The organism is Candidatus Omnitrophota bacterium (genome assembly GCA_028699255.1).
Lineage (GTDB): Bacteria > Omnitrophota > Gorgyraeia > 2-01-FULL-45-10 > 2-01-FULL-45-10 > FEN-1322.
The window spans coordinates 38747-54634 of the sequence record JAQVUX010000008.1; the positions used below are offsets into that span (position 1 = coordinate 38747).

Annotated in this window: 17 protein-coding genes and 1 tRNA gene; all 18 read right to left on the reverse strand. The window is 47.8% G+C overall.

Annotation, left to right across the window (positions count from 1 at the left end):
- Positions 1 to 6: 6 nt before the first annotated feature.
- A complete protein-coding gene (locus tag PHS46_07075; protein MDD3906268.1) occupies positions 7 to 1260 on the reverse strand; it encodes an NTP transferase domain-containing protein in 1254 nt (417 codons plus the stop codon).
- Between the two features lie 2 nt (positions 1261 to 1262).
- Entirely contained in the window at positions 1263 to 1424 is a 162-nt protein-coding gene (locus PHS46_07080; GenBank protein MDD3906269.1) for a hypothetical protein, read from the reverse strand.
- On the reverse strand, positions 1421 to 1912 hold the full coding sequence (locus PHS46_07085; protein MDD3906270.1) for a nucleotidyltransferase: 492 nt from the start codon (positions 1910 to 1912) through the stop codon (positions 1421 to 1423). Before PHS46_07085 ends, PHS46_07080 begins: the two co-directional genes overlap by 4 nt.
- A gap of 25 nt (positions 1913 to 1937) precedes the next feature.
- Positions 1938 to 2011: transfer RNA gene (locus PHS46_07090), tRNA-Gln, on the reverse strand.
- Between the two features lie 123 nt (positions 2012 to 2134).
- The gene (locus tag PHS46_07095; protein MDD3906271.1) at positions 2135 to 2629 is read right to left on the reverse strand and encodes a septation protein SpoVG family protein; all 495 of its coding nucleotides are present in this window, start codon (positions 2627 to 2629) and stop codon (positions 2135 to 2137) included.
- Between the two features lie 34 nt (positions 2630 to 2663).
- A complete protein-coding gene (gene ispE / locus PHS46_07100; GenBank protein ID MDD3906272.1) occupies positions 2664 to 3530 on the reverse strand; it encodes a 4-(cytidine 5'-diphospho)-2-C-methyl-D-erythritol kinase in 867 nt (288 codons plus the stop codon).
- Positions 3531 to 3539: 9 nt separating this feature from the next.
- Entirely contained in the window at positions 3540 to 4499 is a 960-nt protein-coding gene (locus tag PHS46_07105; protein MDD3906273.1) for a transketolase family protein, read from the reverse strand.
- A gap of 12 nt (positions 4500 to 4511) precedes the next feature.
- Positions 4512 to 5507, reverse strand: coding sequence for a hypothetical protein (locus PHS46_07110; GenBank protein MDD3906274.1), 996 nt, complete (start codon positions 5505 to 5507; stop codon positions 4512 to 4514).
- Complete coding sequence (locus PHS46_07115; GenBank protein ID MDD3906275.1) at positions 5504 to 7213, reverse strand: AAA family ATPase; 1710 nt, start codon at positions 7211 to 7213, stop codon at positions 5504 to 5506. The genes PHS46_07110 and PHS46_07115 overlap by 4 nt, the downstream gene beginning before the upstream one ends.
- Before the next feature lie 189 nt (positions 7214 to 7402).
- Complete coding sequence (locus PHS46_07120) at positions 7403 to 8275, reverse strand: transketolase (protein MDD3906276.1); 873 nt, start codon at positions 8273 to 8275, stop codon at positions 7403 to 7405.
- Between the two features lie 229 nt (positions 8276 to 8504).
- Positions 8505 to 9389 (reverse strand): ATP phosphoribosyltransferase, encoded by an 885-nt coding sequence (gene hisG, locus PHS46_07125; GenBank protein MDD3906277.1) that lies wholly within the window; start codon positions 9387 to 9389, stop codon positions 8505 to 8507.
- Positions 9390 to 9460: 71 nt separating this feature from the next.
- Positions 9461 to 9988 (reverse strand): hypothetical protein, encoded by a 528-nt coding sequence (locus tag PHS46_07130; GenBank protein MDD3906278.1) that lies wholly within the window; start codon positions 9986 to 9988, stop codon positions 9461 to 9463.
- Positions 9989 to 10033: 45 nt separating this feature from the next.
- A complete protein-coding gene (locus tag PHS46_07135) occupies positions 10034 to 11998 on the reverse strand; it encodes a TonB family protein (protein MDD3906279.1) in 1965 nt (654 codons plus the stop codon).
- A 41-nt stretch (positions 11999 to 12039) separates the two neighbouring features.
- A complete protein-coding gene (locus PHS46_07140; GenBank protein ID MDD3906280.1) occupies positions 12040 to 12690 on the reverse strand; it encodes a hypothetical protein in 651 nt (216 codons plus the stop codon).
- Positions 12691 to 13506, reverse strand: coding sequence for an AAA family ATPase (locus PHS46_07145; protein MDD3906281.1), 816 nt, complete (start codon positions 13504 to 13506; stop codon positions 12691 to 12693).
- Positions 13503 to 13742, reverse strand: a complete 240-nt coding sequence (locus PHS46_07150) for a MerR family transcriptional regulator (GenBank protein ID MDD3906282.1) — start codon at positions 13740 to 13742, stop codon at positions 13503 to 13505. Before PHS46_07150 ends, PHS46_07145 begins: the two co-directional genes overlap by 4 nt.
- 93 nt (positions 13743 to 13835) lie before the next feature.
- Entirely contained in the window at positions 13836 to 14378 is a 543-nt protein-coding gene (locus PHS46_07155) for a GspMb/PilO family protein (GenBank protein MDD3906283.1), read from the reverse strand.
- Positions 14363 to 15778, reverse strand: a complete 1416-nt coding sequence (gene pilM / locus PHS46_07160; protein MDD3906284.1) for a pilus assembly protein PilM — start codon at positions 15776 to 15778, stop codon at positions 14363 to 14365. Before pilM ends, PHS46_07155 begins: the two co-directional genes overlap by 16 nt.
- Between the last annotated feature and the right edge of the window lie 110 nt (positions 15779 to 15888).

Genomic DNA, 15888 nt, shown 5'->3' on the forward strand with positions numbered 1-15888 from the left:
CCCTTATTATTTGCTTTTTTTATATACTCTCGCCGGCACTCCCACCACAACCGCGCCCGGCGGAACATTATGATTCTTCGGCACAACCGCTCCCGCGCCGACAGTAGCGCGCTTGCCTATCCTGAGGGGCGCTATCAGCACGGCACCGACACCTATAAATGCGCCGTCGCCTATTATTGTGGCATTCTTCGATTTACCGTCGTAATTTGCCGTTATCGTACCGGCACCGATATTGACATTCCTGCCTAATTGGGCATCGCCGAGATACGTATGGTGTTTTACCTTAGTTCCGTCGCCTATCTTCGTCCTGTTCACCTCGACGAAATTACCCACCTCTACGTTATTGCCTATTCTAACATGCGGGCGTATTCTCGCAAACGGGCCTATACAGCACCCTGATCCTATCTCCACATCCGACTCTATTACCGTATTCGAGCGTATAATCGTATCTTTCCCGATCTTTGCCCCCGGGAATATCGTCGTCGAGAAAGGATCTTCTATCGTTACGCCGGATAACATCAATTCCGCGAGAAAACGTTTTTTTAAGATCGCCGCGGACTCCGCCAAATCTATCCTCGTATTCACACCGACCCCCTCACCCGGATCGTCGGTCTGGAACGACTCTATCATTTTACCGGCATCTCTTAAGATGGCTATCGTGTCGGTAAGAAAAACCTCTTTCTTCTTATTGTCGGGGCGAACGCGTTTTAACGACTGGAATAATTCTACGGCCTTAAAGCAGTATGTACCGACATTTATCTCGTTTATGCGCCTTTCGGAATCGGAAGCATTCTCTTTCTCCACGATCCCCGTGACCCTGCCGATAGCGTCCCTGGTTATCCTGCCGTAACTTCCCGGATCATCGAGTTTGGCCGTAAGAATAGTCGCGGCCGCGCCTGATGAGACGTGCTTTGCAATAAGTTTTTTTATCGTCTCCGCGCGGATAAGCGGCGTGTCCCCGCATATCACAAGAACGTCGCCCGAATAATTTTTAAGCGCGCTATGCGCGGAGAGCACGGCGTCGCCGGAGCCCAAGAGCTTCTTCTGTACCACGATACGCGCGTCTTTAACGGTTTCGCGCAAAAGATGACTGCCGTAACCGGCCACCACGATAATACCGGACACCCCCGCATCGCCGACGGAATCAAGCACATACTCGATCATCGGCTTACCCAGGATCGCATGCAAAACTTTGGGCTCGTCCGACTTCATCCTCGTGCCCCGTCCTGCCGCAAGTATAACAGCTTTTATTTTAGTCATCTTTAATGAGCTTTTCTTATTTTACGTCGCATGCTTTTTTGATGATCCGTCAGCACCATATCAGCCAATTCGTTCATTAGCCTGATACCTTCCAACTTCTTTTCGGGCGATATCTTGAGAGCTCTTAAAATTCTTTCTTTTTTTGTTTCCCACCCGAATTTCATCTCAGGCTCCTTGCCTGTTTAATCATTTTTGCATCCTCTAAATCCTTATCCCTGCCCGCGGATGTTTTCATCTTTATAAAATCTTCCGGAGAAACAATAGTGATTTCCAATCCTTTTATTTTAACTTTTAAAGCGTTCTTTATAGCATTACCATAGCTGACAGGAGAGTCTATAACTATATCAACCTCTTCATAGCTTCTCTCCCCCTTATAAAAATTAAACGCTTTCATGTTTTTATTCTTAACCCATCCTTCACGAATTTTTTTATCGGCTATACCCATCGGGTCGATGGGTTGCTTCACATGGTAGCCTGCATTTTTTAATACCTTGACTATTTTACGAAGATTCACGTCCGTCATCTCAACAATGACGTCCATATCGAGAGTATTCCTCGCTCCTCCTAAAAGATTAAATGCCATACCTCCTACGAGGATGTACTTCACTTTTTCTTTCTGGAACGCCCGCAATATTTCCTCATAAAGTATCATAATATCGCCGTCCACCATCGAACCATGGTTGCCCAGCTAGGATTCGAACCTAGACCCTCAGCTCCAAAGGCTGGTGTGCTACCATTACACCACCGGGCAATGATTACAAATAATAAGAACCATTATCCCGCCAAGCATTAGACTCTGGGCGGGACCCCGCCCCGAGTTAGATAAATGGCGGGGCACCACCGGGCAGTAAACTCCAGATACGAACCACTAATCTTACAGCTCTATATCGTTATCTTCCTCGACCCCGCGGCGGGACATAACGCCTGCCGAAGCGCTGTGAGAGATGCCGGCTGAAGCGCTACTGGAAACACCGGCATGGGGCGATAAAGCGTTCTTTTCGTTTTCGTAAGCATCCAGCACCTTCTTCTGGATGTAGTCTCTGCATTCGGCCGTGATCGGATGAGCAATGTCTTTGTGTTCGGACTGTTTGCCCGCGTCATCTCCGGGCTGAAATGTCCTGGGTTCTGTCATTGGCAGTGATGCGCCGCACTGATTGCAGAATTTCGAACGGATGGCATTCCTGAAATTGCATTTGGGGCACGGGTCCTTCATCTTTCTCGAAGGCATGGCAACAAACATCCCCTTATTACCTTCTATCACTTTAACGTTCCTGACAACAAAACAGTTGTCGAAAGTCAACGTCGCGTACGCCTTAAGCTTCTTATCCTGCCCCTCTTTCAAAAATATCTTTACTTCCGTAATGTCCATGGTGTAAATACTCCTCAAATTTTCACGCAAATTTTTAATTATCTGTCCCTGCGATAAATACCTGCCAGGCTCTCCTTTGAACCGCCGGTATTTTACGGAATAACCGTTTCTTGGCCGATAGCGCCTCCTTTCTATTCCTGCATAGACAAAATACGCTCGGCCCACTTCCCGATACAATAGGTCTCACGTCAAGTTCATAGGCCAAGCGTTCTATAATACGCCCTAAAACCTTCTTTTTAGCTATCGCGATATGTTGTAAATCGTTGTAAAGCATGCGTTCCAATGTTGCGGAACCGGTAAAACAGGGATTTATTTTAACATTCCTGCTTTTACTTGTCAATAGGTCAAACGCTTCATAAATATCTTTGGTCGCAAGCTTAAATCCGGGATATATAACAAGGTGCCATAGCCGCCTGCCGGATTTAACGACCTTAAGTTTATCTCCTTTACCGGTGCCTATGGCAAAAGGCGCTCCCAGTATGAAAAATGGCACGTCCGCCCCCAGGCGAGCGCCCAACTCCATCAATTTGGCGCGTTTCAGTTTTAACCCGAATAATTCGTTTATACCCATAAGCACGGAGGCGGCATCGGAGCTACCCCCGCCCAGACCGGCGGCTATGGGTATGCGCTTCTTTATGCTTATTTTAACGCCTTCGGCAATACCCCTATGCCTCAGTATCGACTCCGCCGCTTTATACATAAGGTTGTCTTTGGCTTTGGCGGTAATAAATTTATCGGATTCGATAACTATACCGCACGGAATCCTGGAAATAGTGATTTCGTCGGCTAAGGATATTCTTTCGAAAAGCGTCTCGATATTATGGTATCCGTCGGGACGCCTGGATTGGATTTTCAGGAAGAGATTAACTTTCGCGGGTGCAGTGAGTGTGATCGAGCGCATCGATATCTTCTATGATTTCCTGCTCTTCATTAACAATACTTCTTTTGCGGATTTTACTATATCGGCGGCGGTAAGCCCGAAATATTTGAACAGCTCTTCCGGATCGCCGGAGACACCGAAACGGTCGCGCACGCCTACCATCTTTATCGGAACCGGGCAATCCTGGCTCGTCACTTCCGCGACAGCGCTACCCATCCCGCCCATGATCGTATGCTCTTCGGCGGTAACGATGGCTCCGGTCTCGAGCGCGGCCTTGATGATAGCGTCTTTATCGATCGGCTTAGGTGTATGCAGATTTATGACGCGCGCGCGGATGCCTTCTTTGGAAAGCGCATCGCACGCTACCAGCGCCTCGGAAACCATCTGCCCGCAGGCAATTATCGTCAGATCGTTTCCTTCCCGTAGCGTGTTGGCTTTGCCTATTTTAAAAAAATCGCTTTCTTTTGTAACTACCGGGACAGCGGAACGACCGAGCCGTAAATAAACTGGCCCCTTTATCTTCGCCGCTTCTATGGTTGCGCGTTTTGCCTCAATCGCGTCCGAGGGCACAACTACGGTCATATTCGGTATTATCCTCATGAGCGCTATCTCTTCTATCGCCTGGTGCGTAGCGCCATCCGGGCCGACGGATATGCCGCCGTGAGTCCCGGCTATCTTTACACCGAGGTTCATATAAGCTACCGAGACCCTTATCTGATCCCACGCTCTTCCCGAGGCAAACACACCGAAGGTGCACGCAAACGGTATCTTGCCCATAAGCGCAAATCCTGCCGCGACGCCAAACATATCCTGTTCGGCCACACCGAGGCCGAAGAAGCGTTCGGGAAACTCTTTCTTAAACCATGCCGCGCGCGTCGAATCGGTCAGATCCGCCGAGAGAACGACTATATCCTTATTCTGAGCGCCCAATTCGACCAGGCCATCCCCGAAACCGTCTCTAGTAGATGTTATCTTTCTTTTTTCCGCCATTATACCCTCGCCTTAGTTTTCCGATCGACTCAATATATTATCGAATGTAAGCTTCTTTTTTCTGAAATCTTCGAGCTCCTGGCGCGTAGCTTTCAGCGTCCTGCCGGAGGTCTCATCTACCAGCACTATGTATTCATAAGTATCGTAAGAATAGCCATGCAGAACATCGGCGGCAACCTCGAGCGATTTTTTAAATACCGTATTTACGACATCGCCACTACCCATCTGTGAAAATGCTTTGGATTCAAAGAGAAGCTCTATTTGAAAATAATGATTTCCGTTGCCGGAAGCATACGTCCCTTTGGATGCCTTGACCACGATCGTATCCGCAAGCGCCTTATCTTCGTAAAAGTCCATCCTTATGCGGCTGGCGACCTGCTCCGCCAGAAACTCCGGCATGGCTATGTCTTTTACGTAGAACTTGTCGTTCCAGTACCCGATATCGCCGAGAGCCGCCGGCTGGGCGCGAAAGAAGTCGTTCATGACCGCGTCCTGCCACTTATTGTCGAGGCCCATCTTCTCAAAGACCTCTTTTATCGCGTGCTCTTTCTTAGCCTGCGGATTTATCCGCTTATCGACGAGCATCCTCTTCGCGAATTCGCCGCGGGAGATGTCATTTAACATGAACCGTTTCACATCCTCCACGGATTTTATTATGATTATCTGTATTTCCGGTATGCGCATATCATGAGCGATAACGACGTAAAAATCGTACTGCGCGTCGGTCGATAGCGCCACCCTTGAGACACTCAAGATAACATCATTTATCTCTTCCCCCGCCTTTTGGGTAAGGGAGAATGTCATGTCCCATAGCTCCGGAAGCGGCACGTATATGGTTACCGTCTTACCGATAGTCGCAACCTTAACGTCGAGCTTATACTCGTCTTTACATAACCGGACGATCGAGTCTGCGAATTTTTCTTTCGGATAGGTTGGAGCACAACCGAATAAAGCGGTTACCAACAAACAATAGCCGGTAATAATTAAAAAAACAGCTCTGTTCTTCATGCCAGCTTTACGTGCGACTTGCCGTATTCATTGAATATGTTTTCTATCTCGTCGTATTCGAGCTCTTCTTTTTCGAGAAGTTCTTTTACGAACCGCTCCAGAAGCGGCTTCTCTTTAATTAAAAGCGCCTCGACGTCTTTAAGACATGCGCGGAATATTTTATTAACCTCTTCGTTCAACAGCTCTTTAGTCTTGTCCGACAATTGCGCTTCAGGAATAGCGGTATAATCGCCCAGATACTGGGCGTCGCTCATGCCGAACTTCCATACCATGTTATGAGCGACTATCATCGCCTGTGTGAAATCCATGGCGACACCGTCCGACGTCGTTCCGAAACGCATCTTTTCCGCTACGTATCCGCCGAGCGCCACTTTTATATCGGCCAAAAGGCGGTCTTTGTTATGCGTAAAGACCTCCTCGCGCGGCTGGTGATAAACAACCCCGAGTGTATCCCGCCTCGACGCTATGGACGCTTTAAATACGTCATCGATAGGATGGAGTATGTACAGCACTATAAGGTGGCCGGATTCATGATACGCGACCATCTCGCGCTCAAGCGGCTGCATCGTCCGCTTGTGTTTCATACCCATATCAACCCTTTCCATGGCTTCCGAAATATCGTCAAGCCGTATCACGTCGCGGCCGGATCTCGTAGCTACAAGAGCCGATTCTTTGATTATATTTTCTATGTCGGCCGGAGATTTATAAACGGCTTTCCGGGCGAGACGGCCTACATCTATGGAAGAATCATGCTGAACCTTGCCGAGATAATAAGCGAATAGCTTCTCCCTGTCTTCCAGTCCCGGCTTGTCGATATAGAGCTTTCTGTCAAACCTTCCGGGCCTAAGCAGGGCTCTGTCGAGATTATCTTCCGGCGCGTTGGTCGCGCCTATAACTATAACGTTCTGCGCGGTGCTGGGCTCTCCTTTTTTATCTTTTATCTCGGAAAGTCCGTCCATCTCCGCCAAAAGCTGGTTCTGGGTAGAGTTAGTCTCTTCCGTACCGCCGAACGCCGAGAATACCCGCTTCCTGGCTATGGCGTCCAGCTCATCTATGAATATGATACAACCGCCGTGCGCATACGCGAGTTCGCGCGCCTGTTTGAAAAGCTTTCTCACTCTCGAAGCGCCGACACCGACGAATATTTCTACAAATTCGCTTCCGGACATCGACAAAAACGGTAATCCGGTCTCGGTCGCGATCGCTTTGGCCAGGTATGTCTTGCCGCATCCCGGGGGACCGAACATCATGATCCCGCGCAATATCTTGCCGCCTATCTTCTTCACGCGGGCCCTGTCCCTGACAAGCTCAACGACTTCTTTCGCTTCTTCCTTCACGTTCTCCATGCCAATAACATCGGCCCACTTGACGTTGACAAGTTCACCCTGAACCTTAGATTTTGAAATCTTAGCCATGCCGCCCTGCAAAAATACCGTGTACATAAGTACAAATATGGTGGCATTGAGCGCTACCATTATCAGCTGAATCGGCATCGTAGCGAGAGTTATCTTCTGGTAGAACGATTCAAGCGACATCAACCCAAGGATCGATAACCGCACGAGAACATAACCACCGACTATGATCGACAACATTACCCAGCGGGATCTCATCCACATCTTCGCCGGCCGGTTTAGAAGGTATACTGCCGTCCCGGCCAGACCGATGACAAGATACACTAAAAGTTCGAATATAAGCCACGGTGTCATATTACCTCCGATTTACTATTGTTTGAGTCAGGTAAATCGTCCCGCCCCCGGTTTTCACTCCCGGCGGGACTATCATAATATTAACTCGGTAAATTTTCCCGCCCCCGGTTTTCACTCCCGGCGGGACTATCATAATATTAACTCGGTAAATTTTCCCGCCCCCGGTTTTCACTCCCGGACGGAACCTTTTTATCCTATTTTTGCCAGTTCAGCATCGAGCTCGACGCATGCGCGCTCGTATTCTTCTTTCTTTGGAGCGATGCCATGCCATTCCGCTTTATTTTCAACGAATGAAACACCCTTGCCTTTTATTGTATGCGCTATTATAACAGTGGGTTTTCCTTTTAACTTCCTGGCTTTATCGAATGCCTCTATCAATTTCGCGATATCATGGCCGTCGGTCTCGATAACGTGCCACCCAAAATCATTCCATTTGTTTACGTATGAGCCCATATCTTTTATCTCACAGCAAAAACCGTCGATCTGCAGGCCGTTAAGATCTATGACGGCACAAACGTTGTCCAATTTATAATGCGCGGCTGTCATCGCCGCTTCCCAAACCTGGCCTTCGTTGGTCTCGCCGTCGCCCATCAGGCAGTATATTCTTATATCCGAGTGGTCGAGCCTGGCGGCGAGCGCTATGCCGTTGGCTATGGATAGCCCCTGACCCAGGGAACCGCTCGACGCCTCTACGCCGGGGATACCTTTCTGCGCGTGCCCCTGAAGAGGGCTTCCGAGTTTACGCAGGCGCCAGAGCTCCTCCCTCGGGAAATATCCTCTGTCCGCCAGTACGGCATAAAGCGCCGGGCACGCATGCCCTTTGGAAAGTAAAAATCTATCACGATCTTTCATGCCGGGATTTTTAGGATCGTGTTTGAGTTCGTTATAATATAATGCTATTAAAATATCGACGATCGATAGTGAGCCGCCGGTATGCCCGGATCCCGCTATCATCAGCATCTTTAAAATGTCTTTGCGTATCTCTACCGCTTTTTTCTTTAATGTTTTGATGTCGGACTGCATCTCTTCAACTTTCTTTAATTTGTAATAAATAATGCCCATGGTGTAATGGGCCTGATGATTTTGAAAGCGTTTGGTAACGGCGGGGCAAAAACCTTAATCAATCCAGATTCGGAAGCTTGGTATTTATGCCTCCGAACCCGGATTGGAAGGTGGTTATTTCTTCTTGTGGCGGTCTCTTCTCATCCTTTTCTTTCTTTTATGCTTCGCCATTTTGGCGCGTTTTCGTTTCCTTCCGCAGGGCATGAGTCGATCACCTCCTCCTGATAAATTAGTAGATAACTTTATTCAAAGGGTACTCGATTATTCCCTGAGCGCCGGCTCTTTTTAATTTTGGTATCAGATATTTTACCGTCTTCTCGTCTATTATCGTATCTACATCCACCCAATCCGGATCGGAGAGCGCGGAAATCGTAGGTTTTTTCATCGCCGGTAGCAACGCCAGGATGGCTTTGAGGTCTTCCTTCTTTAAATTCATTTTGAGCCCGACTTTGTCTTCCGCAAGTATCGCGCCCTTTAAAAGCATTGCCAGGTTCTCGATCTTGCCGCGTTTCCACGGGATCATCCAGCTTTTTCTATTGGCAATAAGCTGTGTCGTAGACTGGCATACCGTTATCACTTCGCGCAGTTTGTTCGCCCGAAGCGATGAGCCTGTCTCGGTCACTTCCACTATAGCGTCGACGCCCACGGCCGCTTTAACCTCGGTCGCGCCCCAGCTGAACTCCACTTCGGCCTTAACGCCGTTTTTCTTCAAGAATGACTTCGTTACACTCACAAGCTCGGTAGCTATTCTTTTCCCCTTCAGATCCTTAACGCTTTTTATTTTGGATGCCTCCGGCACGGCCAGAACCCATCGGACGGGCCGCATGCTTTGCTTCGCATATATAAGTTCGGCGACTCTTATGACATTCGATGAATTTTCCAGTATCCAGTCATTCCCGGTAAGTCCTACGTCGAGAATACCGTCTTCCACGTAGCGCGACATCTCCTGCGCCCTGAAAAGTATCACTTCTATCTCTTCATCGTCTATCGACGGAAAATATGAGCGCTCGCTTATGCCCAGCGAAAAGCCCGCTTTCTTGAACATACGAACAGTGGCTTCCTGTAGACTGCCCTTAGGTATTCCGAGTTTTAATTTCGAATTTTTATCTTTCACCTTAATATTCCTTCCTAATCATACAATTCTACATAATATAGTTACAAATGTCAAATATTACCGGGCTTGCCTTAAGACCCCATCTTTATCGTTCCCAGCGAAACGCCTTCCCTTTCGGTCTGCTCCTTCACTTTGGTATCCATGTTTTCCTTCGCCTTAAGGGAGTCTTCGACCCGGGCTTTTAGATTGAGGTACTCGGCGTTGGCCTGGTCGCACTTTTTCTGCAGATCCGCCTTCGCGGCCTTTTCCGTCTCAAGTTGTGTTTTTAACGAACGCAGTTCATCCTCGCGCACCCGGAGGCTGGCAACATTGTCATTATTCGATTTTTGTTCTTCTTCGAGTTGCCCCGTTATTTTAGCTATCGTCTCTTCCTGGGTAGTAAGACGGGTCTTGAGTTCAATATTAAGTGTATCCGCGTCCTTTAATTTCGTCTCTAAGTCCTGTTTCACCGTTATAACCTCGTCGAACCGTTTCTGTAAAGCCTTCTTCTTCCCCTTTTCGGACTCCTCCATCGTGTAAAACGCTACGGTGGCATATAAAAGGATAAAACACGCTAAAATCAGGGAGATAACAACTGCTTTATTTCCGTCTTTTATCATAAAACCAACTCCTTTTTCTTTTAAATCTTCTCCGGCATAATATCATTATTCATTCGAAATATCCACACTGAAACGCTTATCCCCTGGACCCATCATCTTGGGAAATGACGGGAAAGGCGATGCGGCCTTGACTGCATTTATGGCGGCCGTATCGAGTTCCGGGTTCGATGACCTGACGATATCCGGCCCGCCCTTTATCTCGCCCTTTGGCGACAATAGGAAAGTAACCCGCACGCTACCCTTTTTTAAGGTACCGCGTTTTGCCTTCGGGAGGCTCGCATTTTGCATTATCAGGCTCTTCAGCGCGTAACCGTAATCCTCCGAAGTAGTTGTTACGAATTTTTTGGCGGCCCAGCCTTTTTCCAATTCAAGCGCAGGCTGTTTCTTGGTTTTAAACATACCGGGATCTATCGGATATTCATTCCTTCTCTCGAATGTCGGTTTCTCGTTCGTCGTAAATCCTTTTTCATTGATCGGATATGTTTCCGGCTGTTCCAAAAGATCGTATTCACCGGTTACTATATGAGGCGTCAAAAATACTACAAGCTCCTGTTTCTGCACTCTATCATTAGTCTTCTGGAACGCTTTACCTATGATCGGGATATCTCCCAGCACCGGTATCTTGTCAACGGTACTCGTTCTTTCATCTTTTATCAACCCGCCTATTATTATGGTCGTCCCATCCTTTACCGTAACGGATGTCTCCGCCTGTGTGGTCTGGACTATCGGAACGGTGGTGGAGGGGCTTCCGTAAGTATAATTATCCGTTGACGAACTGACTTCCGGCTTTATCTTCATAGTTACGAAACCGTCTTTATTGATGGTTGGCGTCACGTACAATTTTACGCCTATATCGATAAAGGTAAGATTTGTCGCAGTGGTAGCAAGGCCCGTCGTCTGAGTAACGGTATTTGTGGCGTATGGCTGGGATACACCCACCAGTATCTTCGCCTCCTGATTATTGAGCGCCGTTATCCTCGGGCTTGATAGCAAGTCAGTATTGCCGATGGTTTTTAATACCTGTATCATCAGCGCCCAGTCGGATTCACCGATGGCACCTATAACTATCTGAGCGCCGGGGACGAAAGCGCCCTGTACCGCCTGCTGGAACATACTCGATATATTGATACCTTTACTTGCCGAACCGACTTTCTGTATGACAGACGTCCAGTCGACACCAAGCTTATATTCGTCGGTCAACGTTATCTGCACTATCTTCGCTTCTATTAAAACCTGTTGGAGCTTATCATCAAACGCCGTAACAAGCGCCTCTACCTCCGACATTTTTTTATCGAGATCGGTAACGGCTATCTTATTCGTCCGCTCGTCGATCTGCATGGTGCCGATGCCTTTGGTCAGCGATTCCGATACCTTGGCTTTAAGATCCGCGGCCTTTGCGTATTTGAGCTCAAATACTTTCGTTACCGTCAGCATATCCATCTTGGCCAGTGCTTCCGATATCTGCTCCACCGTCTGCGGTGAATCGATAACAACTATGGTGTTGGATCCGTCATCCACCACTATCTTGCCTACCTTGGTCTTCATCTGATTCAGCGCTTTCGAAGCGTCACTCGCCTTCGCGTATTTCAGCTGGAACACTTTGACTTCTTTCCTGTCGCCGTACTTCTCACCGTAGGCCGTCTCATACTCCCTTTGCGACATGACATACACTATGTCGCCGCGCCTATCGCAGGCCAGGCCGTTGGAGGCGAGTATTATCTCGAGGGCATCCATGATATTGACGCTCTTCAAAAATATAGTAACGCGGCCTTTAACATCGTTCGAGAGGACCACGTTCATATTGCCTTTCGTCGCGAGCATCTTTATAACCTCCACGACGTCCATGCCTTTCAGGTCGAGCGATATCTTATCGGAAACAGACGTTTGGATCATGGGGCCTTTAACCACGGATGGCGTGGACTCCAGCTGGGCATAGGCCGGGCAGATATTGCCGGCGGGCAAAATAGAAGTAAAAGCAATCATGGTAATTATCGAAACTATCTTCTTCATAAAATCCTCCGTGTTTACGCTAAGCTTCTGGAATTGTTTTTTTACAAAAATAATGATATCTTCCGGCCGCCGTAATCGAGGACAACTTTGCCCTCGGATATCTCCTCGACGACATATCCATTGAAGGACTGGCCCTTATTAAGGTAGTACGTCTTCTGAGCCTTCTTATCCTCTACGATCGCCTGGGGATTGTCACCGGTTATTATGCCTACAAGCCCGAGCTTCTCGGAGATGCCGTCGGAGGATCCCACCTCTTCCGGAGTTGACGCCTCGCCGGGTGACTGGCCAAATACCACAGCCCCGCCGCCCGCGGTCGAATACGATGAATAATCCTTAACCACAACCGCCTTCTTGGCAGTGGCTTTCCTTGTCGATTCAGGAATTGGTTTGGAAATAAGCGCCTGGATGTTTTTATACGGCCTGACGAAGATAAGGTCTATCAATAAATATAAGGCGAGCACGCCAAGCACGATAAAGAGGTATTTGTTTAAACTTTTTAGTGTTTGCGGCTCAAAAGCCTTACCTTTGAATATATCGCTTTTCAACATACCGGATATGCGCTCATCCGCCTTCGACGCTATCGTGGCGGAAGTCTTCGCAATATCCGCCTGCAAAGCGGTCGGGCCATTAGACTTGGCCTTGTTTTTTATGAGTTTTAGCAATCGTTCTTCCGGAGATACGTCTTTTACCATCTATATGCTTTCTCTTTCGATTATCTTCGATATAAGGGTGCTGTCTACCACGGATTTATTGTGCATCACAAGCGCTTCAAGCGCATTATGGCATATGAGCGATGTCTTCCTCGGATATCCTTCGGTGTATTCGTATATGCTCCTGATCGCTTCATCCGTAAATACCTTCCTGGATCCGTCGAGGCCCGCCTCGACGAGGCGGAACTCTATAAGTTCTTTCGTCTCTTCTTCGTCTAGAGGATTGATAATATATTTTAGGGCGATGCGATCGTAAAAATTCTTCACCTTCTTTATGCGCGGCAAAAGTTCCATCTGCGACACAAGAACTAATTGTAGAAGTTTGTATTCGTTCGTCTCATAATTAAGAAGCGTCCTGAGTATTTCAAGAAACGGCGTGGACAGCTTCTGCCCTTCATCTATTAATAGCACCACCGTCTTATTCTCATCGACGCCCTTCTTAAAAAGATACTTCTCTATTTCTTCCCTGTAGTCGAGAGTAGAGCGGGCATCCGGCTTTATACCAAACATCTTGGTAAGGCTTTCTAAGAATTGAAACTCTGATTTATAGGATGGGTCGAGTATTATGTGGAATGTGTAATCGTCGTCGTTGGCAAACGTCTGCAGAAGCGCGCGCGACATCGTCGTCTTGCCGATGCCCACATCGCCCAGAATAACACTTAGCCCCCTTTTCAATCTTATTGCTATCTCCAGGCGTTGTATCGCCGTAGAGTGCGCGGACGAACGGTAAAAGAATGCCGGATCCGGGCTTGTCGAAAAAGGCTCTTTTTTTAGTCCAAGTATTTCGTAGTAACTCATGCTACTTCTTCCTTAATAATATTCTCTATCTTTTTCAACGACACTTTTTGATGGCGAAGCTCGATTATCTTCTTCAATTCTTCGAGCGTAGAATCGTCGAAGTACCTGAAATTAGTACCTTCGCTCCTCGATATTTCTTTGATAAGGCCAAGTTTGAGGTAGTATTTGATAGTATAAACGGATAGCCCTGAAAGGCTGGATAGGTCTTTAATAAGGTATATGTTCTTCTCGCTCATATCACTCTCTACTTGGAGAGTAGTATATTACTCTCTGGTTAGAGAGTATAGCATAACGACCTTCTATGTCAACAAAAATCTTCACAATAACGGTTATTCTATGATTATCTTGCTGATAATAAAACTTCCGCGGAGGGCGCCTTCCTGACCCGCTTTTGAGGTCAGTACGAAGTGGCGGACTTTGAGAATGGCTGATTTGGTATTTTCTATATCATATAAAAATTTGGTAAACTGGCTGAGGCTCCCTTCCGAAGAAAGATCGACCATTATCTCTTTATATTTACCGTGATCTTTAGTACCGACAGGCTTTATATTCAGTATAAGGCATGAGTCGGACCGCGATAGATCCTCGAGGTATGATAGAATTTCGGCCGCGGTTTCTTCCTCATTCTTCTCCGACTTAACATATTTGGAAAATTTCGAGTAGTCCGATTCCAGAGCCTTACGTTCCGCGAGTATGGCCAGATCTTTCTTAAGTGTGACCGCCTTCGACCTCATCTCGAAATTTAAAGCCTGCCATTCCCGCGCGATGGGCTCGAGGATCAACACATAAAGCGCGGATACGATGACTATGAGCACCGTAGCGTATGCTATCGAACTTTCACGCTTGGACATATTTTTTAAGATATGGCGCATATTATCTCGAAGTCGGCCGCATTCAAACTCTGGCCGATCCTTTTATTTGCGTATTTGACTTTGACGTTCTTAAAATACTGCGACTTGCCGAGGACACTCACATATTTGAATACCTCGCTCAAGCTCGAGGCGGCACCCCGGAGAGTAACGCTCTTGCGTTCTTCATACTCTACCATACCGAGCGTTATGCTTTGCGGTGTTATCTTGAAAACCTCGGTAACGAGATCTATCGCGAGCGGACGCTCCGAGAGCTTATCTGTAACGAGTTCTATGTCCTTCGCCATCTTTTTCGCGGCCTTGACGCGCGGAGCTATCTTTTTAAGTTCGGAATCTACGTAAGCGATATAGACACGCTTGTCGTGGAGTTTTTTCATCACCACGATGAATGTCGTCAGCGCTATAAGGATAATAACAGCGCCGGCTATAATTATATTCTTCTTTACCGCCTCGAGGCGCAGTTCTTCCCTGCGCGAGGCAGGCAGAAGGTCTATTTTCACGTCTTCATTCTTTAATGCCAGGCCGAAGAGTTCCGTGAACGATGCATCGCCGCATTCCATCCTGGCGCCTTCGCGCACAGGTATATTATGCATCTGGTCTACAACCTCGACAGAAGCATTCAGTCTTACGGCTATAAGTCCTTTTAATTCATCTATGCGGGAAGAGACACCGGTCAATATTATTTTGCCGACAGAATGCTTCGACTCTTTTTTATACGCGGCCAGCGAGACGCTGATCTCTTTTATTATCCTCTCCGCCGCGGTCGCGGCAGTTTCCGGAGAGCATAAGGCTCCTCTGGTAAAGACAAGCTTATCCCCTGCGATGATATCGATATCGATGTGCCCTGAATCTATGTTTGCCAATAGGACGACCGCGTCCGACTGAGTGTGGTTGGCCGCGAGATACCACAGAAGGAGCGCCTCCGAGCTTAAGGAAACGGATTCCACCACAAGGCCTGAGTTCGTTAATGTCTGTATCTGAGCGCGCACGCCGTCGGCCTGCGCAACGGCTATCATGACGCTCGAATAGCCGTCTTCCTGCTTCTCTATAACGCGGTATCCGGACACCATTTCCTCATCGGCATATGGAACGTGCTTTGCCGATTCTATCGCGGCCATTTTTTTTATCTCAGCATCATCTGTGGACGGAAGCTTCAAGAATCTGACCGTTACGAGGTGCCTGGGTATATTAAGCCGCACGCGGCGGGGAATGCTAAGGGAGGTAAATATGCCTTTTATCTCTTCGGATACGTTTTCGACGGCGATCGTCTTCTTTAAGGCAAGCGCTGTCTGCCGAACGCCTTTAAGTTCGGGCGCCCACGCAAGTTTTATGAAATCGTCGCCCATCTCGAGCGCTATGAAGTCGTTCGTATCGTCGAAGACGTCTCTTATGTGCTCTGTCAACCGGGGTAATGTTTTGATAGTGTTCCTCCGAACTCTATATTAGAGCAACGGGATTTAGTTGTCAATTCTTTCGATTTCCAAACGTTCCCGAACCAGGCCTGTAGAAACAG